Origin of the sequence: Variovorax sp. (genome assembly GCF_965279555.1) — a bacterium.
Classification (GTDB): domain Bacteria; phylum Pseudomonadota; class Gammaproteobacteria; order Burkholderiales; family Burkholderiaceae_C; genus Variovorax.
Window position 1 is genome coordinate 5,671,475 of sequence record NZ_OZ257247.1, and the last position, 22,472, is coordinate 5,693,946.

The window sequence follows — 22,472 nt, forward strand, 5'->3', positions numbered from 1 at the left end:
GGGCGCCGTGGCAGGAACATCGATTGTGAATCAGCCCCGGAGTCCCGCCGTTGCCGCGTGTGACACCTGCGCCGCGCGGGTGGCTTACAGTGCTGCGGTTGCTTTTTCCCCTCTTTTCCCGATCCCCGACCATGACCACCCTCGGCACCCCCCTTTCCCCCTCCGCCACCCGCGTGATGCTGCTCGGCTCCGGTGAACTCGGCAAGGAGGTGCTGATCGCCCTGCAGCGCCTCGGCGTCGAGACCATCGCCGTCGACCGCTACGAGAACGCCCCCGGCCAGCAGGTGGCCCACCATGCCCGCACCATCACCATGAGCGACCCCGAGCAGCTGAAAGCGCTGATCGAGGCCGAGAAGCCCGCGCTGGTTGTGCCGGAGATCGAGGCCATTGCCACGCCCATGCTGCAGCAGCTCGAAGATGCGGGCGTGGTGCGCGTCATTCCCACCGCCCGCGCCGCCCGCCTGACGATGGACCGCGAAGGCATCCGCCGCCTGGCCGCCGAGACGCTGGGCGTGCCCACCAGCCCCTACAAGTTCTGCGACTCGCTGGCCGAGCTGCAGGCGGCCATCGACGAGGGCATCGGCTACCCCTGCATCGTCAAGCCCGTGATGAGCAGCTCCGGCAAGGGCCAGAGCAAGATCGACGGCCCCGCCGACGTGCAGAAGGCCTGGGACTACGCCATGGCCGGCGGCCGCGTGAGCCATGGCCGCGTGATCGTCGAAGGCTTCATCGACTTCGACTACGAGATCACCCTGCTGACCGTGCGCGCCAAGGACGCCGCCGGCGCCGTGGAAACGAAGTTCTGCGACCCCATCGGCCACGTGCAGGTGAGCGGCGATTACGTCGAGAGCTGGCAGCCGCACCCCATGGCCCCCGCCGCGCTGCAGAAGGCGCAGCAGATCGCGCAGGCCGTCACGGCCGACCTGGGCGGCCAGGGCCTCTTCGGCGTCGAGCTGTTCGTGAAGGGCGACGAGGTCTGGTTCAGCGAGGTGAGCCCGCGCCCGCACGACACCGGCATGGTCACCATGGCCACGCAGTGGCAGAACGAATTCGAGCTGCATGCGCGCGCCATCCTCGGCCTGCCGGTGGACACGTCGCTCAAGAGCCCTGGCGCCAGCGCGGTGATCTACGGCGGCGTGGATGCCACCGGCATCGCCTTCGACGGCGTGGCCGAGGCATTGCAGGTGCCCGGCAGCGACATCCGCCTGTTCGGCAAGCCGGAGAGCTTCACCAAGCGCCGCATGGGCGTGGCGCTGGTGCACGCGGGCGACACCGACACGGCCCGCAAGCTCGCCAAGGAAGCCGCCTCGCGCGTGAAGCCACGCAAGGCGTAGCCAGTTTCCGCAAGCCGCGCCGCGAGGGCGCGGGCATGGTCGAGCGGTTTCACCGGAGACACCATGCTGCATCCCCAGGCGCGCGCCTTGCTCGACTTCATCGAAGCGCGCGGCATTCCGCCGACGCACACCCTCTCGCCCGCCGATGCGCGGGCCTTCTACCGCGACCGCCGCACCGCCACCCAGCCGCTGCCGGCTGAAGTGGCCGAAGTGCGCGACCTCGCGGCGGACGGCCCGCACGGCACCATCCCGGTGCGCCTGTACCGGCCGCTGGGTTCGGGCGCGGGCCCGCTGCCGGTGCTGGTGTACTACCACGGCGGCGGCTGGGTCATCGGCGACCTCGACACGCACGACGTGCTGTGCCGTGAACTGGCCAACGGCGCCGGCTGCGCGGTGGTCGCGGTCGACTACCGCATGGCGCCGGAGCACCGCTTCCCCGCCGCCTTCGACGACGCGCTGGCCGCCACCCGCTGGGTGCGCCGCGAGGCCGCGACGCTTGGGCTCGATGCGAGCCGCCTGGCCGTGGGCGGCGACAGCGCGGGGGGCAACCTCGCGGCCGTGGTGGCCATCGCCGCGCGCGATGCTGGCAATGCGGGTGAATTGCCCATCGCCTTCCAGCTGCTGATCTACCCGGCCACCGACATGCGCCGCGTGCACCCCTCGCACCAGAGCAACGGGCAGGGCTATCTGCTGACCAGCGACACCATGAGCTACTTCCACGACCACTACATCACCGACCCGGCGCACGACCTCGACTGGCGCGCCTCGCCGCTGCTTCACCCCGACCTGTCGAAGCTGCCGCCGGCCCTGGTGATCACCGCCGGCTACGACCCGCTGCGCGACGAGGGCGCCGCGTATGCCGATGCGCTCACCGCCGCCGGCAACCGCGCCGTGTACGTCTGCTTCGAGCGCCAGATCCACGGCTTCGTGCCGATGGGCAAGGTGCTCGACGAGGCCAACACCGCGGTGGCGCTGTGCGCGGGCGAACTGCGCCGCGCCTTTGCCGCGGCGTAGCGATGGCCTAGGGAAAGTCCCCGCGCAAATCGATGCCGCGCAGACGGCCCGCGCCGCTACGATCCAGCCAGCAAAGACGCCACCACAGAGTGGCAGTCCACCGATGCAGGAGACAAACACCATGCAGCGAACGAGGACGACGCCGCCAACGCACACCAGCTTGAGCGGCGCCGCACGGCAGGGCGAGCGCCTGATGTGGCTCACGCCGCACCGCGTGTTCTACGCCGGCCTGCTCGGCGCCGCCGCCGAGCGCACGATGGGCGGGCACGGCGTGTACGTGTCGCCCGCCGGCGCGCCGCCTAACCGCATCCGAGTGGGTGGCGGCGCGTGGCTCACCGGTGAATTCATCGTCGTGCCGCCGCACGTGCCGCACCAGGTGGAGAGCGCGCATCCGCTGATCTTCAACCTGCTGGTCGAGTCGGAGTCGGTCGACCCCGCGCGCCTGCCGGCGTTCATGCAGCACTGCGGCCCGGTCGATGCGCCGGCCTTCGTTCAGCGCGTGCGCGACGCCCATGCGCACCTGCTGGCGGCTTCGGCGCGCGGCATGAACTTCGAGGGCTTCGACTTCGACGCGCTGTTCTTCGGCGAGGCGCTGGCGCCGCGCGCGCTCGATGCGCGCATCCGCAAGGTGGCCGACGCCATCAACGCAGACCCCGCCGCCGCGATGTCGGCCGAAGAGTGCGCGGCCTCGGTGCACCTGTCGTTCTCGCGCTTCCTGCACCTGTTCAAGCAGGAGACCGGCATGGCCTTTCGCGCATTCCGTGCCTGGAAGCGCGCGCGCAGCCTGCTGCGCTACGTGCAGCAGGGCAGCACGCTCACCGACATCGCGCTCGACACGGGCTACCCCGACTCCACCCACTTCAGCCATTCGATCCGCCAGGTCTACGGCCTCAAGCCCAGCGACATCGTGGCCGGTTCGCGCCGCCTCGCGCTGCACGACCTGGCCGGCGGCTTCCGGCAGTAGCGCAGGCGGCGGGCATGCAGATCCTTCAACTGCTGCTGTCGGGCATCGCGCAAGGCTGCATCTACGGCCTGATCGCGCTGGGCTTCGTGCTGATCTACAAGGCCACGGAGACGGTGAGCTTCGCGCAGGGCGACCTGATGATGCTCGGCGCCTTCGGTGCGTTCGCGGGCATGTCGCTGTTCAGCATGCCGTTCTGGCTCGCGGCCATCCTCGCGGTGGTGGCGATGGCGGCCTTCGGCGTGCTGCTGGAGCTGGTGGTGATCCGGCCCATCCTCGGGCAGCCGCAGTTCTCCATCGTCATGCTGACCATCGGCATCGCCTACGTGGCGCGCGGCGTCATCACCATGGTGCCGGGCATCGGCACAGAGACCCACACGCTGGCCGTGCCCTACAAGGACCAGATCTGGAAGCTGGGCGAGCTGGTGGTCAACCTGGAACAGCTCGCGATCATCATCGCCACCGCCGTGCTGTGCGGCCTGCTGTTCGCGATGTTCCGCTACAGCAAGCTCGGCATCGCGATGCAGGCCTCGTCGCAGAACCAGCTGGCGGCCTACTACATGGGCATTCCGGTGAAGCGGCTCAACGGACTGGTGTGGGGGCTTGCGGCGGCGGTCGCGGCCATCGCGGGCATGCTGCTCGCGCCCATCACCTTCGTGCACGCGAACATGGGCTTCATCGGGCTCAAGGCCTTTCCGGCGGCGGTGGTGGGCGGCTTCGGCAGCCTGCCGGGAGCGATCGTCGGCGGGCTGGTCATCGGCATCGTCGAGTCGTTCGCGGGCTTCTACCTGCCCGACGGTTTCAAGGACACGGCGCCGTACATCGTGGTGCTGCTGATGCTGATGATCAAGCCGAACGGGCTGTTCGGCGAGAAGCTGCGCAAGAAGGTTTAGATCTCATATGCGCTTCATCTTCAAGACCAGCTACGACCAGGACATCCGCCTCGCGCGGCACGGCGGCCATGTGTTCTGGTACGGCCTGCTCGTTGCGTTCCTCATTGCCGCGCCGTGGGTCATCGACGAGTACTGGCTCGCGCAGCTGACCTTCGTGCTGATCTACGGCATCGTCGGCCTGGGGCTGATGCTGCTGGCCGGGTTCACGGGGCAGTTCTCCATCGGGCATGCGGCGTTCCTGGGGGCTGGGGCCTACACGCAGGGCGTGCTGACGAACCTGGGCGTACCGTTTCCGCTGGCGCTGATTGCAGCTGCGGCGCTGTCGGCGGCCGTGGGCGTGGTGGTCGCGTTGCCGGCGCTGCGCGTGAAGGGCATCTACCTGGGCATTGCGACGCTGTCCTTCGGCTTCATCGTGGAAGAAGTGTTCGCGCGGTGGGAGAGCGTGACGGGCGGCAACGCGGGGCTGCATGTGAAGTCGCCCCAGCTCTTCGGCTGGTCGCTGGGCTCGGGCGACGGCTTCTACTTTCTTTGCCTGGTGGTGGCGGTGCTGGCCACGCTCGGCATCCTGAACCTGCTGCGCTCGCCGACGGGCCGTGCCTTCGTCGCCATCCGCGATTCGGAGATTTCTGCGCAGAGCATGGGCATTCACCTGGCGCGCTACAAGACGATGTCGTTCGCGATCTCGGCCGCGCTCGCGGGGCTGGGCGGCGCGCTGTATGCGCACAAGCTGAGCTTCATTTCGCCCGACCAGTTCAGCATCCTGCAGTCGATCGACCTGCTGTTGATGGTGGTGATCGGCGGGCTCGGATCGGTGCACGGCGCGTTCCTGGGCGCGATCTTCCTGATTGCGATGCCTCAGCTGATTTCGATCGGCAAGGACTGGCTGCCCGAAGCCATCGGGCAGGCGCCTGGCTTGCAGGGACTGGTTTACGGCGTGGTGCTGATCGCCTTCGTGCTGTTCGAGCCGCTGGGGCTGTACGGGCGCTGGCTCAAGGTGCGCACATGGCTGCAGCTCTTTCCGTTCTACCGCAAGGGGTTGTTCAAGCGGCAGAAGTCGTTCACCAAGTCGGACCGATTGAGATGAGCAGCGGCGACATCCTCCTTTCCGCAAAGGACCTGAGCGTGCGCTTCGGCGGCGTGCTGGCGGTCAACAAGGTGAGCTTCGACGTGCGGCGCGGCGAGGTGTTCACGCTGATCGGCCCGAACGGTGCGGGCAAGACGACGGTGTTCAACCTGATCAGCCGCATCTACACGCCGACCACGGGCGAGATCACGTGGCATGGCGAGGCGGGCGGCCCGTTGGCGCTGACGCAGCAGGCGCCGCATGCGATTGCGGCGCTGGGCATTGCGCGCACCTTCCAGAACATCGAGTTGTTCGAGCATGCGACGGTGTTGCACAACCTGCTGATCGGCCGGCACACGCATCGGCAGACGGGGTTCTGGAGCGAGGTGTTCTTCACGCCCGCGACGCGGCGTGCGGAGATTGCCGCGCGCGAGAAGGCAGAGCAGGTGATCGAGCTGCTGGACTTGCAGCACCATCGCGATTCGATGGTGGCGGGGTTGCCCTATGGCGTTCGCAAGGTGGTCGAACTGGCGCGTGCGTTGTGCACGGAGCCCAAGCTGCTGCTGCTCGACGAGCCGTCGTCGGGTCTCAATGTGGAAGAGACGGCCGACATGGCGTTCTGGATCCAGGACATACAGCATGAGCTGGGTGTGTCTGTGCTGATGGTCGAGCACGACATGTCGCTTGTTTCGAAGGTGTCCGACCGGGTGCTTGCCATGAACCAGGGGGAGGTGCTGGCTACGGGAACTCCTGGCGAGGTGCAGGCTGATCCGCGTGTTGTCGAAGCTTACCTTGGGACTGTGGACGACGTGAGCAGCTTGAGGAGGGGGGCGGCGTGAATGCTTTGTTCGCTACCTCTTTGGAGACGCCCGGTGTGCGGTGCGGCGCAATCGCCCCCACTATGCCGGCCGCTTCGCGGCTCCCCTGCGAGACCCCGCCCGTTGCGAGCAGCGCAGGGAAGCCCGAAGGGCCGGTGACGTCGGCCCGCGGGGGACAGGGGCCCCAACGCCGCTCCCCGAACGAAGGGACAGCCCAAAAATGAGCGACGCCGTACTCCAGCTCCTCAATGTAGAAAGCGCCTACGGCCCCATCAAGGCGATAAGAGGGGTGAGCCTGAAAGTAAGGCAGGGCGAAATCGCAACCGTCCTGGGCTCGAACGGCGCAGGCAAGACGACCATCCTGAAGACGATCTCCGGAATCATCGACCCGAGAAAAGGCAGCATCGAGTTCCAGGGCAAGGACATCACAGCCAAAGACCCGGCCTACATCGTCCAGCAGGGCCTGAGCCATGTGCCCGAAGGCCGAGAAGTGTTCCCGCTGCTGTCGGTGAAGGACAACCTGCTGATGGGCGCCTACACCCGCAAGGACCGCGACGGCGTGGCGCGTGACATGGAGACCGTCTATGCCTACTTCCCCATCCTGCGCGAACGCGCGACGCAGGACGCTGGCCTTCTTTCAGGCGGGCAGCAGCAGATGCTTGCCATCTCGCGCGCCATCATGGCTGCGCCGCATCTCATTCTTCTGGATGAACCCAGCCTCGGCCTGAGCCCCAAGCTGACGAAGGAAATTTTCGAGATCGTGGTGCGCATCAACCGCGAGCGCGGCACCACCATCTTGCTGGTCGAGCAGAACGCCAACATGGCGCTCAATGCGGCTGACCACGGCTACGTGCTCGAGAACGGCCGCATCGTGATGGAAGACTCCTGCGAACGCCTGAGGGAAAAGGAAGACATCAAGGAGTTCTACCTCGGCGTGAAAGACGACGGCGTGCGCGGCGAGCGGCGCTGGAAAAAGAAGAAGACCTGGAGATAGCCGCCATGAAAGGACTCTGGGAACTCGACACCTTCGAACCCCGCCTCGACGTCATCGTGCCCGGCGACACCATTCCCGCGATGTTCTGGAATGCCGTGAAGCAGCGCGGCGACACCGTGTGGATGCGGCAGAAAGAGCTGGGCATCTGGCGCAGCTGGAGCTGGCACCAGACCGCAGACGCGGTGCGCGAGATCGCGGCCGGGCTCATGTCCATCGGCTTCGCGCCCGGCGAGTGCGCATCCATCCTGTCCAACACCGTCATCGAATGGGTGCTGGCAGACCTGGCCGTGCTCAGTTGCGGCGGCGTGTCCAACGGCATCTACCCGACCGACGCCGCCTCGCAGGTGCACTACCTGTGCGAAGACTCGCGCACCACCGTGCTCTTCGTGGAAGACGACGAGCAGCTCGACAAGGCGCTGGAAGTGCGCGCCGGCCTGCCGGGCCTGCGCCGCGTGATCGTGTTCGACATGGAAGGCCTGCGCGACCTCGACGACCCGGGCGTGATGAGCCTCGATGCGCTGCGCACACTCGGGCGCCAGCACTTGGCCGCCGACCCGAAAGCCGTGGAACGTACCGTGGCCGCCTGCCGGCCCGAAGACCTCGCCATCCTTGTCTACACCTCGGGCACCACTGGCAAGCCCAAGGGCGCCATGCACAGCCACGCGGGGCTGGTTTACACCGCGCGCGGCTACAACACGCTCATCGCGCAGGACGAGAAAGACGAGCGCATGTGCTTCCTGCCGCTGTGCCACATCGCCGAGCGCATGGGCGGCGAGTACTTCGCGATGTACACCGGCTCCATCCTCAACTTCGTCGAGAACCCGGAGACCGTGCCGGAGAACGTGCGCGAGATCGCGCCCACCGTGTTCACCGCCGTGCCGCGCGTGTGGGAGAAGTTCTATTCGGGCGTGATGATCGCGCTGAAGGAAGCGAGCCCGCTGCAGCAGGCCGCCTACAAGTGGAGCATCGGCGTGGGCGAAGCCATTGCGGCGAAAGTGCTGGCCGGCGAGCCCGTCGGCGCGGGGCTCAAGCTCAAGTTCAGGCTCGCGCGGCTGCTGGCGCTGGACAACGCGCGCAAGCTCATCGGCATCCATCGCTCGCGCTTTCTCGTGACGGGCGCGGCGCCCATTTCGCCCGAGCTGGTCAAGTGGTACCTGGCGCTCGGTGTGCCGATGCTCGAGGTGTGGGGCATGACGGAGTCGTGCGGCGCCTCCACCGCGGTGCCGGCCACGCGCATCAAGCCAGGCTCCATCGGGCCGGCCACCGGCTACAACGAAGTGCGCATCGACCCCGCCACCGGCGAGATCCTGGTGCGCGGCCCCAATGTCTTCATGGGTTATCTCAACCTGCCCGACAAGACCGCCGAGACCATCGACGCCGAAGGCTGGCTGCACACCGGCGACGTCGGCGTGATGGACGAGGACGGGTATTTCCGCATCACCGACCGGATGAAAGACATCATCATCACGGCAGGTGGCAAGAACGTCACGCCGAGCGAGCTGGAGAACGAACTCAAGTTCAGCCTCTACATCACCGATGCCGTGGTGATCGGCGACAAGAAGCCCTACCTCACGGTGATCGTCATGATCGACCAGGAGAACGTCGAAAAGTTTGCGCAGGACAACGACGTGCCGTTCAGCAACTACGAAAGCCTGACGCGCACGAAGGAAGTGCTGGACCTGATCCAGGGCGAGATCGACCGTGTCAACGCCAAGTTCGCGCGCGTGGAGCAGATCAAGAAATTCTTCCTGCTCGAGACGCAGCTCAGCGCCGAGGACGAGGAGCTCACGCCCACGATGAAGCTCAAGCGCAAGCTGGTGCAGACCAAGTACGCGGCGCGCATCGAGGCCATGTACAGCTGATCCGTGTTTTTCGTTAACCCGAGGAGACAACCGCATGAAGCTCAAGACACTGACGACGCTGGCCGTGCTGGGCCTGATCGCGACGCTTGCGTCCGCGCAACAGCAGCAGGGCGTGAGCAAGGACGAGATCCGCATCGGCACCATCCAGGACCTGTCGGGTCCGCTCGCGGGCTTCGGCAAGCAGGCGCGCAACGGCATGCAGCTGCGCGTGGACGAACTCAACGAGCAGGGCAACGTCAACGGGCGCAAGCTCAAGCTGTTCGTGGAAGATTCGGGCTACGACCCGAAGAAGGCCGTGCTGGCCGCGCAGAAGCTGGTGAACCAGGAAAAGATCTTCATCATGGCCGGCCACATCGGCACGGCGCAGAACATGGCGGCGATGCCGGTGCAGTTCGACAAGAACATCATCAACTACATGCCCATCACCGCGGCGCGCGAAATGTACGAGCCGCTGAACCGGCTGAAGTATTCGTTCGCCGCCACCTACTACGACCAGATCCGCCTGGCCCTGCCGAAGATGATCAAGGACAAGGGCGCCAAGAAGGTCTGCACCATCTACCAGGACGACGAGTTCGGCCTGGAGGTGCAGCGCGGCGCCGAGGCGGGCCTGAAGGCCGCGGGCATGGAGCTGGCCGAGAAAACATCGTTCAAGCGCGGCGCCACCGACTTCAGCTCGCAGGTCGCGAAGATGAAAGCCGCCAACTGCGACCTCGTGGTGCTCGGCACCATCATCCGCGAGACCATCGGCACCGTGGGCGAGGCGCGCAAGACCGGCTTCAACCCGACCTTCCTGGGCTCCAGCGCGGCCTACACCGACCTGATCCACAAGCTCGGCGGCAAGGCGATGGACGGCGTCTACGCCACCATGACGGTGCAGAACCCCTACACCGACGAGCAGTCGCAGCCGCTGCGCTTCTGGGCCAACAAGTACAAGACCAAGTTCAACGAAGACCCGACCGTTTTCTCGGTGTACGGCTACGTGATCATCGATTCGTTCATCAAGGCCGCGACCAAGGCCGGCCCGAACCTCACGACCGACAGCTTCATCAAGGCGATGGACAGCATCACCTTCGAGCCCGACATGTTCGGCAGCCCCAAGAGCACCTACACCGCCACCAAGCGCCTGGGCAACGACCAGTCGCGGCTGTCGCAGATCAAGGACGGCAAGTGGGTGGTGGTGTCCGACTATGTGACACCATGACGGGACCATGCCCACCCATTCCCCCAATTTCTGGTTGATGAAATCCGAGCCCGACGAGGTCTCTATCGACGATGCGCTCGCCGCGCCCCACGCCACCGTGGCGTGGACCGGCGTGCGCAACTATCAGGCACGCAACTTCATGCGCGACGGCATGAAGGTCGGCGACGGCGTGCTCTTCTATCACTCGAGCTGCCCGGAGCCGGGCATTGCCGGCATCGCGCGGGTGGCCTCGGGCATCAAGCCCGACCCGACGCAGTTCGACCCGAAATCGCCCTACTACGACGCGGGCGCCAAGCCGGAAGATCCGCGCTGGCTGCTGGTGGACGTGCAGGCGCTGCGCAAGACTCGGCTGCTGGCCCTGCCCGAGCTGCGCGCCAGGCCCGAGCTGGCCGACCTGGTGGTGCTGCGCAAGGGAAACCGGCTGTCGATCACGCCGGTGGAGCCGGCGCACTGGACGATCATCGAGAAGATGCTGGCCTGACGGCTCAGCCGATCTTGTTCAGGATCGGGAACAGCTTGCCGAGGCCGTCGGCCATCACCTCGACCGCGAGCGCGGCGAGGATCAGGCCCATCAGCCGCGTCATGATGTTGATGCCGGTCTTGCCGAGCACCCGCGCGATCGGCTGCGCGAGCGAAAAAGCCAGGGCGGTCGCCAGCGCCACCACCACGCCGTAGCCCACCAGGATGGCAAGTTCCCACAGGTGCTGCGCCTTGTCGGCGTAGATCACCACGGTGGAAATGGTGGCCGGCCCGGTGAGCAGCGGAATAGTGAGCGGCACCACCGCGATCGATGCGCCCATCGACGCCTTGACCTCGGTGGCGCGCAGCTCTTCGACGTTGGTCTTGCTCTCGGCCGGCTTGGCGTTGAGCATCGACAGCGAACTCATGAGCAGCAGCAGCCCGCCGCCGACCTGGAAGCTCGCGATCGAGATGCCGAAGAACGACAGCAGCTGCAGCCCTAGCAGCGCGCTCACGGCAATGACCACGAACGCGCTGAAGGCCGACATGCGCACGGTGTGGCGGCGCTGCGCGTCGCTGTAGCCCTGCGTGTAGTGGATGAAGAAGGGCACGATGGCCAGCGGGTTGACGATGGCCACCAGCGTGACCAGCGGCTTGATCAGGTCCATCGATGTGCTCATGGCTCAGCGGCCTCCGGTGACGTCGAGCAATGCCATGGTGGTGTAGCTGGCCTCGGCCGAGAGCAGCCAGAGGATGGCGCCGGCAATCTCCTCGGCGGTGCCGGCGCGCTTCATCGGGATCTGCGGGCCGAGCGCGGCGGCGCGGTCGGGCAGGCCGCCTGAGGCGTGGATCTCGGTGTCGATCACGCCGGGGCGCACCGCGTTCACGCGGATGCCTTCGTCCGCCACTTCCTTGGCCAGGCCGACGGTGAAGGTGTCGATGGCGCCCTTGCTGGCGGCGTAGTCGACGTACTGGCCCGGCGAGCCCAGCCGCGAGGCGCCGCTGGAAACGTTGACGATGGCCCCGCCCGTGCCGCCGTGCTTGGTGCTCATGCGGCGCACGGCCTCGCGCGCGCACAGGAAGCTGCCGATCACGTTGATGCGGAACATGCGCTCGAGCCGCGCCGCGCTCATTTCGTCGACGCGCGCCGTCACGTCGACGATGCCCGCGTTGTTCACCAGCGCGGTGAGGCGGCCCAGCCTGGCGTCGACCTGCTCGAACATGGCGAGCACCTGGGCCTCGTCGCCCACGTCTGCCCGCACCGCCATGGCCGTGCCGCCGCCCGCGCGGATGCTGCGCACCAATTCGTCGGCGGCCAGCGAATTGCTGGCGTAGTTGACGGCGACCGCATAGCCGCGCTTCGCGGCGAGCAGCGCGGTGGCGGCGCCAATGCCGCGTCCGCCGCCCGTGATCAAGAGCACCTGGTCCAAAACCTACCTCCTGCAGAGAAACTGCGCGTCAGTTAAAACCGTCGGCTGATTACATCACCGGGGGCATGCGAATGAGCACGAGCAAGACGATCGACTATTACTTTCCTCCGCAGAGCCCGTGGACGTATCTGGGACATTCCCGCTTCGTGGCGATTGCCAAGGCCGCAGGCGCCACGGTGCGGGTGCGGCCGATCGACATGGGCAGCGTGTTCCCGGTGTCGGGCGGGCTGCCGCTGGGCAAGCGCGCACCGCAGCGGCAGGCCTACCGGCTCATCGAACTCGCGCGCTTCTCGCGCCACCTCGGGCTGCCGCTGAACCCGAAGCCGAAGTTCTTCCCGGTCGCGGGGGACGACGCGGCCCGCCTGATCATCGCGGTCGACCTGCACGACGGCACCCATGCCGCCATGCGCATGTGCGCGGCGGTGTTCGAGGCGGTGTGGGTGCAGGAGCGGAACATCGGCGACCCGAACGTGCTCGAAGCGCTGGTCGTCGAGTGCGGCCTGCCGGCCAAGCGCGCCGAACAGTCGCAGAGCCAGGCGGTGCAGGAGCGCTACGAGGCCTACACGCAGGAGGCCATCGACATCCAGGTGTTCGGCGCGCCGAGCTACGTGATCGATGGCGAAATATTCTGGGGGCAAGATCGCCTCGACTTCGTCGAACGGGCGCTGCGCGCGTAGCCCGGCCATTCATTCATCTATTCGATTCACCATCTAGGAGTACCAGGACATGGGCCAATTCATCGATCTCACCGCCAAGGACGGCTTCACTTTTCCCGCCTACGTGGCCGAGCCCGCGGGCAAGCCGCGCGGCGCGGTGGTCGTGGTGCAGGAAATCTTCGGCGTGAACTCGCACATCCGCTCGGTGGCCGACGGCTATGCGGCCGAAGGCTATCTGGCCGTGGCGCCGGCTACCTTCCACCGTGTCAAGCCGGGCGTGGAGCTGGGCTATTCGGACGACGACATGAAGAACGGCTTCGGCCTGAAGACGGCGGTCGAGGCGCTGCCGGCGCCCGGCGTGCTGCAGGACATCGAGGCATCCATCGCCTATGCGTCTAAGGCCGGCAAGGTCGGCATCGTCGGCTACTGCTGGGGCGGCCTGCTGGTGTGGCGCTCGGCCGCGCTCCTGCCGGGCCTGTCGGCGGCAGCGCCGTACTACGGCGGCGGCATGACCACGCCGGAAGAAACCGCCCGCCAGCCCAAGGTGCCGGTGCTCGCGCACTTCGGCAACCAGGACCACTGGATTCCGCTGGACACCATCGAGACCTTCAAGAAGGCGCACCCCGAAGTGGAAGTGCATGTGTACCCGGTCGGCCACGGCTTCAACTGCGACCAGCGCGGCTCGTACGACGCGGACGCGGCAAAGCTGGCGCGCGAGCGCACGCTGGCGTTCTTCGCCAAGCATCTCGGCTGAGCCTGACGTCCGTTCTCCAATAGAAAACCCGGCAGCGCCGGGTTTTTTCATGAGTGGCTCGGCTTGCGCGTCGTGCTGCCGGGGCCCACGCGGGTCTGCAGGAAATCGAGCAGCGCGCGCAGCGCGGCGCTGTTGTGGCGCCGCTGCAGGTAGGCGGCCGAAAGCCACATGTCCTTGCGGGCGTAGTCCTGCAGCACCGGCACCAGTTCGCCGTGGTCCAGGTGCGACTGCACCAGGATCGACGGCAGGTAGATCACGCCGAAGCCGTGCATGGCCACGCGGATGAGCGGCGCGCCTTCGGTGCAGTCCATGCGGCTTTTCACCGGCACGTCGATCGGCGTGCCGTTGTCGTCGAAGCGCCAGACCGGCTGCTGGCCCTGCAGCGAGAAGGTGAGCGCCTCGTGGCTGGAGAGGTCGCGCGGGTGCTCGGGCTTGCCGTGCTTCTTCCAGTAGACCGGCGAGGCGCAAACCACCATGTTCATGAGCCGCAGCTTGCGCACGATGAGGTTGGCGTCTTCGACCGGACCGCTGCGCAGCTCGACGTCGATGCCTTCCTCGGCCAGGTCGACGGTGCGGTTGGTCAGCTGCAGGCTGATCGTCACGTCGGGGTAGTAGCGCATGAAGTCGGCCAGCAGGTTCGGAAATTCGCCGCTGCCCATGCCGTGCGGCGCCGAAATGCGCAGCCGCCCGCCGGGCTGGCTGGCGCGGTCCTGCAGCTCCGACTGGGTGAGCTCGACCATCTCGAGCATCGGGGTGCTGCGCTCCAGCAGCAACTGGCCGGCGTCGGTGAGGCTCACGGAGCGGGTGGAGCGGTTGAGAAGACGCACGCCGAAGCGGGTTTCCAGCTCGGCCACATACTTGCTGACGGTGGCCTTCGACATGTCCAGCCTCTTGGCTGCCTGGGAAAAGCTGCCGTGGGATGCGACTTCCCGGAAGGTTCTGATCAGATCGAGACTGTCCATGTGAGTGAGCTCATTGTTTCCGTTTTGGGAACGCGATGGTTCGATTCTCCCGGGTTTTTCCTAACCAGATTCGGCGACACTTCGGTTACACGCCGCCGCTTGCCGGAAGGAACTGACATGAAGACCTCGAACATCATTGCCGCCGCAGCCCTGTGGATGCTGGCCGCCGCCGGTGTGCAGGCCCAGGGCTATGCGCCGGTGCAACCGCTTCAGGCCACGACCAGCCGGGCCGACGTGGTGGCGGGGGCGGATGCCGCGGCGCGCGCCGGCAACATATATGGCGACGTGGTGCCGGAGCCCCTGACCTCGCGGCCCAGCGTGCGGGACCGGGCGTCGGTTCGTGCCGAAGCCGTGGCCACCGCCCATGCGCCGAACCAGAACCTGGACCGCCGCGCCTTCTTCAACAGCGAAGTGCCGCCGCAACTGGGCACCGGGCGTCAGTAGCCCCTGGCGACGCGCCATTTGCGAGAGGCTGGCCCGGTGCGAACCGGGCCGGCTTTTTTTGCTTGCATGCCTTCATGTCGCCATTGTTTCAATAGAGGAAACACGGTGTCTCTGATCGACGTGTTTCTGCAATGCAATTCGCCCCGAAACTCGCTGCACAGGCAAGCGACCATGCAAGCCTGGTGGACACCCGATCCAACGAACATCCAGGAGAAATGAATATGAAGACCTCGCAAATCCTCGCAGTTGCCGCCCTGACCCTGTTCGCCGCCGCTGGCGCGCAAGCAGAAACCTACGAAGGCGTGAACACCGCCGTCTCGACCAAGAGCCGTGCAGACGTGAACGCCGAAGCCGTGCGCACCGCATCGGCTCCGAACCAGAACGTGACCCGCGGTTCGCGCGGCCCGGAAACGGTCGCCGTGTCGAAGGACCGCGCAATCGTCGAAGCCGAAGCCGTTCGCACCGCCTACGCTCCCGACCAGAACGTGACCTCGGGTTCGCGCGTGAACAGCAAGGTCATCTCGACCATGCAACACCCGATGGACGTTCGCGTTCAAGCCCAGCAAGGTGCTGGCGCAACCGCCAAGTAATACTGGCAAGACGGCCGCCCTTCGGGGCCGCCGGATTGAAAAAGGGGCCACGCGAGCAGCGTGGCCCCTTTTTTCATGGGCCGGCGATCAGCGCGTGCGGGCGAGGTAGCGCTTGCGCCAGAAAATCAGCACCAGCAGCACGGCGATGACCAGCATCGACGTCATCGCGATCCAGAAGCCGTCCGCCTTGTGTACCAGCGGGATGAACTCGAAGTTCATGCCGAAGATGCCCGCGATCAGGTTCAGCGGCAGGAACACGGCGGTCAGCACCGTCAGCACCCGCATGATGTCGTTGGCGCGGTGGCCCTGGACGCTGAAATGCATCTGCACCGCTGTCTCGGCGTTCTGCTCGAGCCGGTGAACGTGGTGCACCACCCGCTCAATGTGCTCGAGCACGTCGCGGCTGCGGATCATGATGAGTTCGCGCTCGCGCTGCTCCGCCTCGCCCTTGGGCACGGGCAGGGTCTCGAGCGAGTCGATCCAGTCCTGCATGGCGGCGCGCTGGTCCTCGCAGATCTCGTCCAGGTGGTGCAGCGACTGGCGTGCCTCCATCAGCGCGCTCCAGTTGGTGAAGCGGCTGCGCGGGTCGATCAGCTCGGTCTGCCAGTGATCCAGCTGCTTGGTGAGCTCGCGCCGCAGATCCAGGTAGCTGTCGACGATCTGGTTGATGACGCGAAGCATCAGGTCCGAGGGGCTCGTCGGCAGCCGCGCCGAGGTGGCGCGCACGTCGAGCGCGGGGGCGCCCTGGCCGTCGGGCGAGGCGGCGGCCAGCAGCCGGGCGGCGAAGGCGTCGCGCACCGCGCCGTCTTCCGGGTGTACCGACAGCAGCACGCGGTCGAACACCGCAAAGCCGACCGGGCGGGTGTCGACCCGGCGCAGCACGGGCGGGCCGCTGCGGGGTGCAGGCGGCGCCTCGGTTCCCTTGCCGTTGCCGTTGCCGTTGGCCAGGCGCCGGAACACCAGCACGTCGTACTTCGAGGTGTAGTCGTAGTGCGAGGGCAACTGCTCGTTGAGCAGGTCGGCCACGTGCAGGTCGACCAGTTGCGTCAGGCAGAGAGTCTGAAGGATCTGCTGCACTTCGGCCAGCGAGGCCTTGAATTCCTCGCGTGTGAGCGAGATCCAGAGATAGCCGCCGGCGCCGCACGTGCCCGGCACGGCCAGCGGCGCCAGCGCCGCGTGTTCGCTGACCCGCGAACGGTCGATTTCGAAAATACGCATGCCCGATGCCGGCGGGCCGTTACTTCTTCAGGAGGCGCGCGGCGTCGAGCGCGAAGTACGTGAGCACGCCGTCGGCGCCGGCGCGCTTGAAGGCCAGCAGGCTTTCGAGCACCACGGCATCGTGGTCGAGCCAGCCGTTCTGGGCAGCGGCCTTGAGCATGGCGTATTCGCCGCTCACCTGGTAGGCGAAGGTCGGCACGCGGAACTCGTCTTTCACGCGGCGCACGATGTCGAGGTACGGCATGCCGGGCTTCACCATCACCATGTCGGCGCCTTCGGCGATGTCGAGCGCCACTTCGCGCAGAGCTTCGTCGCTGTTGCCGGGGTCCATCTGGTAGACCTTCTTGTTGCTCTTGCCGAGCGTCGAGGCCGAGCCGACGGCGTCGCGGAAGGGGCCGTAGAAGGCGCTGGCGTACTTGGCGCTGTAGGCCATGATGCGCGTGTGAATGTCGCCCCGGGCTTCGAGCGCCTGGCGGACGGCGCCGATGCGGCCGTCCATCATGTCGCTGGGAGCAACGATGTCCACGCCGGCTTGCGATTGTGTGAGTGCCTGCTTCACCAGGATTTCAACGGTTTCCTCGTTGAGGATGTAGCCGGTGTCGTCGAGCACGCCGTCCTGGCCGTGGCTGGTGTAGGGGTCGAGGGCGACGTCGGTCATCACGCCCAGTTCCGGGAAGCGCGCCTTGAGGGCGGCGACAACGCGGGGAATGAGCCCGTCGGGGTTGAAGGCCTCGCTGCCGTCGGGCGTCTTGAGGCTGGCGTCGATCACCGGGAACAGCGCCATCACCGGAATGCCGGCCTCGACGCATTGCTCGGCCACCGGCAGCAGCAGGTCGAGGCTCAGGCGATCCACGCCGGGCATCGACGGCACCGCCTCGCGCTGCTTCTCGCCTTCCTGCACGAACACCGGGTAAATGAGGTCATTCACCGTCAATGCATGTTCGCGCACCAGATTGCGGGTGAATGCGTCCCGGCGCAGGCGGCGTGGCCGGCCGGTGGGGAACATGGCCAAAGGTAAATTTGATGACGTCATATGGTCAAAATTGTGCCTGAAGCGACATTTCGCAGTACTGGCATTGCGGGGTCGGTTGTCTGACAACTACGGTAAATCGTAGGCCTAAGGTTCTCAAATTTTTGGTTTAAATGTCAAAGAAAGTGCCTCAGTCGCTTGAAACCTTGTTTCGTCTTTGTTAAATTCTGAATCGGGCGGCTTGCCGCTCCCCGCTTTTCCTCCCTGAGCGGGTGCCTTGATGTGTGACAGCAAAAGGGCTTCCCAGCCCGACGTGAAGACGTCGGGCTTTTTTTGCCTGAATGTCTTCCAGAGCCCTGTTTCAGAGGGGCACAAGAGGTGCGCCACTAAACTGCCCCCATGCTCTGGGTCAAATCTCTCCACATCGTTTTCATCGCAAGCTGGTTCGCCGGGTTGTTCTACTTGCCGCGTATCTTTGTTAATTTGGCCATGGTGCCGCCCGAGTCGAAGGCCGAGCGCGATCGGCTTCTGCTGATGGCCAGCAAGCTCTTGCGGTTCACGACCTTCCTGGCGGTTCCGGCGCTCGGCTTCGGCCTTTGGCTCTGGCTGGGCTACGGCATCGGGCGCGGCCCGGGCAACGGCTGGATGCATGCCAAGCTGGCGCTGGTGCTGGTGGCCATCGGCTATCACCACGGTTGCGGCGTGCTGCTGCGCCGCTTCGTGGCTGGAGAGAACCGGCGCAACGACCGCTGGTTCCGCTGGTTCAACGAACTGCCGGTGCTGCTGCTGCTGGGCATCGTGATCCTGGTGGTGGTCAAGCCGTTCTGACACCGGCAGGCATGGTGGCCATGGTGGAGAAGCCGCACAAGTCCGCCGCGTTGCCCCTGGCGCTCGCTTATGCGGCGCTGATCGTCTACGCCAGCCTGTACCCGTTCGCCGACTGGCGCGACCAGGGCATTGCCCCGTGGGCCTACCTGTGGGCGCCCTGGCCCAAGTACTGGACGGGCTTCGACTTCGCGATCAACGTCGCGGGCTACGTGCCCTTCGGGTTCCTGTGCGCGCTGGCGGTGCTTCGAACGCGCCGCAGCGCCAGCGCGTGGCGGGTGGTGCTGCGCGCCACGGCGGCCGGCGCGGCCATCGCCTTTTCCATGGAGACGCTGCAGAGTTATTTGCCGGTGCGCATTCCCTCGAACGTGGACCTGGCCCTGAACACGGCGGGCACGATCATCGGCGCCGTGCTGGCGGCGGGGCTGGAGCGGCTCGGGGCCATTGCGCACTGGAGCCGCGCGCGGTCGCAGTGGTTCGTCGAGGAGTCCCGTGGCGGGCTGGTGCTGCTGGCGCTCTGGCCGTTTGCGCTGCTGTTCCCGGCGGCCGTCACTTTCGGGCTCGGGCAGGTGTTCGAGCGGCTGGAGGTCGCGATCTCCGAATGGCTGCTCGACACGCCCTTCATCGACTGGCTGCCGCTGCGCCAGTTCGAGCTCGAGCCACTCGTGCCCGCGGTGGAACTGCTGTGCGTGATGCTCGGGGCGCTGGTGCCGTGCCTGCTGGGCTACCTGGTGGCGCGCTCCGTCGTGCAGCGCGCGATCATGCTGCCGCTGATCCTGCTGACGGGCGTGGCGGCCTCGGCGTTGTCGGCGGCACTGAGCTACGGGCCCACGCACGCCTGGGCATGGCTGGACCTGCCGGTGCAGGTCGGCATGGCGGCCGCGCTCTTTGCCGGCATGCTGCTGTTGCTGGCGCCGCGCCGGCTGTGCGCGGCCTTGCTGCTGGTGGGGCTGGTGCTGCAACTCAGCTTGCTCAACCAGGCGCCCGAGAGTGCGTATTTCGCGCAGACCCTGGCCACCTGGGAGCAGGGGCGCTTCATTCGTTTCCACGGATTGGCCCAGTGGCTGGGCTGGGTATGGCCCTTCGCCGTGCTGGCCTATGTGGTGGTGGCGCTGTCGCGGCGCGGGCGCGGCGGCGGCGATGGCAGCCTGGCCGCAAGGGGCGGTCACTAAAATCGGCCGATGCCCAACTCCTCCCCCGCCGCGCCGTCCGGCTATTACGGCCGCCACATCTTCTTCTGCCTCAACGAGCGCAAGAACGGCGAGGACTCCTGTGCCTTGCACAACGCACAGGAAGGCTTCGACCGGTGCAAGGCCAAGGTCAAGGAAGCGGGGCTTTCCGGGCCGGGCAAGGTGCGCGTGAACAAGGCCGGTTGCCTCGACCGCTGCGCGGGCGGGCCGGTCGCGGTGGTGTACCCGGAGGCCGTCTGGTACACCTTCGTCGATGGCGACGACATCGACGAGATCGTCGAATCCCACCTGAAGAACGGCGAAGTCGTCGAGCGGCTGCTGCTGCCGCCCGACATCGGGCGCTGAACTTTCCGCCGCACCCTTTGCTCGTACTTTGCGCCAATGAATTCCCAGACTGAAAAGATCACCCTCCAGGGCGCCGCCGGCCGCATCGAAGTGCAGCGCGACCAGCCCGCTGAAGCGCCGCGCGGCGTTGCCGTCATTGCCCATCCCCATCCGCTGTTCAGCGGCACCATGGACAACAAGGTGGTACAGACGCTGGCACGGGCCTTCGTCGCCAGCGGCTGGACGTCGGTGCGCTTCAATTTCCGCGGCGTGGGTGCCAGCGAGGGCGTGCATGACGAGGGGCGCGGCGAGCTGGAAGACATGCTGAATGTCGTCGGCCAACTGGCGCCCGACGGCTCCTTGGCGATTGCCGGTTTCTCGTTCGGGGCCTTCGTCGCGAGCGGCGCCGTCGCCAGGCTCTGGGCCGAGCGCGACGTGCGGCAGATCGTGCTGGTCGGCACCGCCGCCGCGCGCAATGTCGTGGCTCCGCTGCCGGTCGAGGCACACGAGCGCGCGCTGGTCATCCATGGCGAGGCCGATGACACCGTGGCCCTGTCCGCCGTGATGGACTGGGCGCGGCCGCAGTCACTTCCCGTCACAGTCATCCCCGGGGGTGGCCATTTCTTTCACGGACAATTGCCGCTGCTCAAAAGTCTCGTTGCCCGCCATCTCCGCGCGGGCGCTGCGTGAAGGCCTTGCAGGCCTGTTTTCGTCTCTTGCCAAACTCCCGATGAATCGTTTTCTTGGTGCGCTCCGCGCGCTGGTCATTGCCGCCGCCGCATCCGTCAGCCTGATTGCCGCCGCCCAGGTGCCGGCCCCGCCCGAAATTGCCGCCCGCAGCTACCTGCTGCTCGACGTGACCGCGAACCAGATCCTGGCGCAGAAGGACGTCGACAGCCCGATAGAGCCGGCGTCACTGACCAAGCTGATGACGGCCTATGTCGTGTTCGACGCGCTGCGCGCCAAGAAGATCTCGCTGACGCAGACGCTGCCGGTCAGCCCGCGCGCCTGGAAGATGCCCGGCTCGCGCATGTTCATCGACCCCAAGATGCAGGTGCCCGTGGAAGACCTGATCAAGGGACTGATCGTGCAGTCGGGCAACGACGCCACCGTGGCGCTGGCCGAAGGCGTGGGCGGCACCGTGGAGCACTTCGTCGAGATGATGAATGCCCAGGCCAAGGTGCTGGGCATGAAGAACACGGTCTACAAGAACCCCGAAGGCCTGACGACGCCCGGCCACACCACCACGGCCCGCGACCTGAGCATCCTGGCCACCCGCCTGGTGCGCGACTTCCCCGAAGAAGCCAAGTACTACGCCATCAAGAAGTACCGCTACCCGGGTACGCCGTCGACCAACGACACCAATCGCAACATGCTGTTGTTCCGCGACCCCACCGTCGACGGCCTGAAGACCGGCCATACCGATGCGGCGGGCTACTGCATGATCGCCACCGCCAGGCGCGACTTCCCCAACCTGACCGGCGGCCGCCGCCTGCTGTCGATCGTGCTGGGTACCACGAGCGAGACCGTGCGCGCCAACGAGTCGCAGAAGCTGCTGAACTGGGGCTACACGGCCTACGACGCCGTCCGCCTGTTCGACGCCGGCCAGCCGGCGGCCACCCCCGCCGTCTGGAAGGGCAAGGACAACACCCTTAAGCTGGGACGTCCGGAAGCCATCGTCGTGGCGGTGCCTGCAGGCACCGCCAGCAAGATCAGGACGCAGGTGTCGCGGCCCGATCCGCTGGTTGCGCCTTTCACCAAGTTCCAGCCGGTCGGCTCGCTCAAGGTGACGCTGGACGACCAGCCTGTGGCCGACGTGCCGCTGGTGGCCCTGGAGGCGGTCGAGCAGGCCGGCGTCTTCGGCCGCGCCTGGGACGCGCTGCGGCTCTGGATCAAGTAAGCCGCATTTATGTAAGAGAAGGTCAAGGCAGGGCGGCTGGCGGGGTGTCCGAGGAGCCTGAACTTGCCGTTTCAAGCTCGTTTGCTATACTCGTGGGCTTTTCGGAATTTTCCGAAGGGTTTCACGTTTTCGTTATTCCCGGCTCCTTTGTGTCACGAACAAGGGCGGTTTCAGAGCCAAGGCCGGGTCGTTTTGGGACTAATTCATTCATGCCAACCATCAATCAACTGGTGCGTCAGGGTCGAACGGTCGAGAAGATCAATTCGAAGAGCCCTGCCATGCAGAACTCGCCGCAACGTCGCGGTGTCTGCACCCGCGTCTACACCACGACGCCCAAGAAGCCCAACTCGGCGCTTCGTAAAGTTGCCAAGGTCCGTCTGACCAATGGCTTCGAAGTCATCTCCTACATCGGCGGCGAAGGCCACAACCTCCAGGAACACAGCGTCGTGCTGGTCCGCGGCGGTCGTGTCAAGGACTTGCCCGGTGTGCGTTACCACATCGTGCGCGGTTCGCTCGACCTGCAAGGCGTGAAAGACCGCAAGCAGTCGCGTTCCAAGTACGGCGCGAAGCGTCCCAAGAAGGCTTAAGCCTTCCTGTCGTCAAAAACAAA

25 protein-coding genes are annotated in these 22,472 nt (G+C 66.3%); 20 read left to right on the forward strand and 5 right to left on the reverse strand.

What is annotated here, in order from left to right; translation table 11 throughout:
• The first annotated feature begins 131 nt into the window (after window positions 1–131).
• The 10 genes from purT (at window position 132) to ACQY8B_RS26680 (ending at window position 10,621) form a co-directional block, all read left to right on the forward strand.
• A complete protein-coding gene (gene purT / locus ACQY8B_RS26635) occupies window positions 132–1,334 on the forward strand; it encodes a formate-dependent phosphoribosylglycinamide formyltransferase (RefSeq protein ID WP_422084676.1) in 1,203 nt (400 codons plus the stop codon).
• 63 nt (window positions 1,335–1,397) lie between these two features.
• Window positions 1,398–2,348, forward strand: coding sequence for an alpha/beta hydrolase (locus ACQY8B_RS26640; protein WP_422084677.1), 951 nt, complete (start codon window positions 1,398–1,400; stop codon window positions 2,346–2,348).
• Window positions 2,349–2,469: 121 nt separating this feature from the next.
• Window positions 2,470–3,312 (forward strand): helix-turn-helix domain-containing protein, encoded by an 843-nt coding sequence (locus ACQY8B_RS26645; RefSeq protein ID WP_422084678.1) that lies wholly within the window; start codon window positions 2,470–2,472, stop codon window positions 3,310–3,312.
• Between the two features lie 14 nt (window positions 3,313–3,326).
• A complete protein-coding gene (locus ACQY8B_RS26650) occupies window positions 3,327–4,202 on the forward strand; it encodes a branched-chain amino acid ABC transporter permease (RefSeq protein WP_422084679.1) in 876 nt (291 codons plus the stop codon).
• A gap of 7 nt (window positions 4,203–4,209) precedes the next feature.
• On the forward strand, window positions 4,210–5,286 hold the full coding sequence (locus ACQY8B_RS26655) for a branched-chain amino acid ABC transporter permease (protein ID WP_422084680.1): 1,077 nt from the start codon (window positions 4,210–4,212) through the stop codon (window positions 5,284–5,286).
• A complete protein-coding gene (locus ACQY8B_RS26660) occupies window positions 5,283–6,104 on the forward strand; it encodes an ABC transporter ATP-binding protein (protein ID WP_422084681.1) in 822 nt (273 codons plus the stop codon). Before ACQY8B_RS26655 ends, ACQY8B_RS26660 begins: the two co-directional genes overlap by 4 nt.
• A 199-nt stretch (window positions 6,105–6,303) precedes the next feature.
• The gene (locus ACQY8B_RS26665) at window positions 6,304–7,077 is read left to right on the forward strand and encodes an ABC transporter ATP-binding protein (RefSeq protein WP_081270403.1); all 774 of its coding nucleotides are present in this window, start codon (window positions 6,304–6,306) and stop codon (window positions 7,075–7,077) included.
• A gap of 5 nt (window positions 7,078–7,082) precedes the next feature.
• Window positions 7,083–8,939 (forward strand): AMP-dependent synthetase/ligase, encoded by a 1,857-nt coding sequence (locus tag ACQY8B_RS26670; RefSeq protein ID WP_422084682.1) that lies wholly within the window; start codon window positions 7,083–7,085, stop codon window positions 8,937–8,939.
• A 34-nt stretch (window positions 8,940–8,973) separates the two neighbouring features.
• Window positions 8,974–10,140 (forward strand): ABC transporter substrate-binding protein, encoded by a 1,167-nt coding sequence (locus ACQY8B_RS26675; protein ID WP_422084683.1) that lies wholly within the window; start codon window positions 8,974–8,976, stop codon window positions 10,138–10,140.
• Window positions 10,141–10,147: 7 nt separating this feature from the next.
• Complete coding sequence (locus ACQY8B_RS26680) at window positions 10,148–10,621, forward strand: EVE domain-containing protein (RefSeq protein ID WP_422084684.1); 474 nt, start codon at window positions 10,148–10,150, stop codon at window positions 10,619–10,621.
• Window positions 10,622–10,625: 4 nt separating this feature from the next.
• On the opposite strand, the gene ACQY8B_RS26685 is transcribed toward ACQY8B_RS26680, so the two are convergent.
• Together ACQY8B_RS26685 and ACQY8B_RS26690 are read right to left on the reverse strand one after the other, a co-directional pair.
• Window positions 10,626–11,279, reverse strand: coding sequence for a MarC family protein (locus ACQY8B_RS26685; protein ID WP_081270399.1), 654 nt, complete (start codon window positions 11,277–11,279; stop codon window positions 10,626–10,628).
• A 3-nt stretch (window positions 11,280–11,282) separates the two neighbouring features.
• The gene (locus ACQY8B_RS26690; RefSeq protein ID WP_422084685.1) at window positions 11,283–12,029 is read right to left on the reverse strand and encodes an SDR family oxidoreductase; all 747 of its coding nucleotides are present in this window, start codon (window positions 12,027–12,029) and stop codon (window positions 11,283–11,285) included.
• A gap of 71 nt (window positions 12,030–12,100) precedes the next feature.
• Between ACQY8B_RS26690 and ACQY8B_RS26695 the strand changes: the two genes are divergently transcribed.
• On the forward strand, window positions 12,101–12,706 hold the full coding sequence (locus ACQY8B_RS26695) for a 2-hydroxychromene-2-carboxylate isomerase (RefSeq protein WP_422084686.1): 606 nt from the start codon (window positions 12,101–12,103) through the stop codon (window positions 12,704–12,706).
• 49 nt (window positions 12,707–12,755) lie between these two features.
• Window positions 12,756–13,439, forward strand: coding sequence for a dienelactone hydrolase family protein (locus ACQY8B_RS26700; protein WP_422084687.1), 684 nt, complete (start codon window positions 12,756–12,758; stop codon window positions 13,437–13,439).
• Between the two features lie 47 nt (window positions 13,440–13,486).
• Here ACQY8B_RS26700 and ACQY8B_RS26705 read toward each other — a convergent pair whose 3' ends face one another.
• Window positions 13,487–14,401, reverse strand: coding sequence for a LysR substrate-binding domain-containing protein (locus ACQY8B_RS26705; RefSeq protein WP_422084688.1), 915 nt, complete (start codon window positions 14,399–14,401; stop codon window positions 13,487–13,489).
• Window positions 14,402–14,518: 117 nt separating this feature from the next.
• Here ACQY8B_RS26705 and ACQY8B_RS26710 point away from each other — a divergent pair, with 117 nt between their 5' ends.
• Both ACQY8B_RS26710 and ACQY8B_RS26715 read left to right on the forward strand, forming a co-directional pair.
• Window positions 14,519–14,845, forward strand: coding sequence for an alpha/beta hydrolase (locus ACQY8B_RS26710; RefSeq protein ID WP_422084689.1), 327 nt, complete (start codon window positions 14,519–14,521; stop codon window positions 14,843–14,845).
• A 221-nt stretch (window positions 14,846–15,066) separates the two neighbouring features.
• Entirely contained in the window at window positions 15,067–15,435 is a 369-nt protein-coding gene (locus tag ACQY8B_RS26715) for a DUF4148 domain-containing protein (RefSeq protein WP_422084690.1), read from the forward strand.
• 87 nt (window positions 15,436–15,522) lie between these two features.
• Here the strand turns inward: ACQY8B_RS26715 and ACQY8B_RS26720 are convergent, their stop codons facing one another.
• Together ACQY8B_RS26720 and hemB are read right to left on the reverse strand one after the other, a co-directional pair.
• Window positions 15,523–16,653: a magnesium transporter CorA family protein gene (locus ACQY8B_RS26720; protein WP_422084691.1), complete on the reverse strand. Its 1,131-nt coding sequence runs from the start codon at window positions 16,651–16,653 to the stop codon at window positions 15,523–15,525.
• A 19-nt stretch (window positions 16,654–16,672) separates the two neighbouring features.
• Window positions 16,673–17,659, reverse strand: coding sequence for a porphobilinogen synthase (gene hemB / locus ACQY8B_RS26725; RefSeq protein ID WP_422084692.1), 987 nt, complete (start codon window positions 17,657–17,659; stop codon window positions 16,673–16,675).
• A 363-nt stretch (window positions 17,660–18,022) separates the two neighbouring features.
• On the opposite strand from hemB, the gene ACQY8B_RS26730 reads away from it, so the two are divergent.
• From ACQY8B_RS26730 to rpsL, 6 genes are all read left to right on the forward strand, one after another.
• A complete protein-coding gene (locus ACQY8B_RS26730; RefSeq protein WP_422084693.1) occupies window positions 18,023–18,451 on the forward strand; it encodes a CopD family protein in 429 nt (142 codons plus the stop codon).
• Window positions 18,452–18,471: 20 nt separating this feature from the next.
• On the forward strand, window positions 18,472–19,620 hold the full coding sequence (locus tag ACQY8B_RS26735; RefSeq protein ID WP_422089114.1) for a VanZ family protein: 1,149 nt from the start codon (window positions 18,472–18,474) through the stop codon (window positions 19,618–19,620).
• Between the two features lie 9 nt (window positions 19,621–19,629).
• Window positions 19,630–19,983 carry a (2Fe-2S) ferredoxin domain-containing protein gene (locus tag ACQY8B_RS26740; protein WP_422084694.1) on the forward strand — a complete coding sequence of 118 codons (354 nt, stop codon included), beginning with the start codon at window positions 19,630–19,632 and terminating at the stop codon, window positions 19,981–19,983.
• 36 nt (window positions 19,984–20,019) lie between these two features.
• A complete protein-coding gene (locus ACQY8B_RS26745; protein ID WP_422084695.1) occupies window positions 20,020–20,652 on the forward strand; it encodes an alpha/beta hydrolase in 633 nt (210 codons plus the stop codon).
• Between the two features lie 40 nt (window positions 20,653–20,692).
• Window positions 20,693–21,862 (forward strand): D-alanyl-D-alanine carboxypeptidase family protein, encoded by a 1,170-nt coding sequence (locus ACQY8B_RS26750; RefSeq protein WP_422084696.1) that lies wholly within the window; start codon window positions 20,693–20,695, stop codon window positions 21,860–21,862.
• A gap of 209 nt (window positions 21,863–22,071) precedes the next feature.
• Window positions 22,072–22,449, forward strand: coding sequence for a 30S ribosomal protein S12 (gene rpsL / locus ACQY8B_RS26755; protein WP_013543948.1), 378 nt, complete (start codon window positions 22,072–22,074; stop codon window positions 22,447–22,449).
• Window positions 22,450–22,472 lie beyond the last annotated feature (23 nt).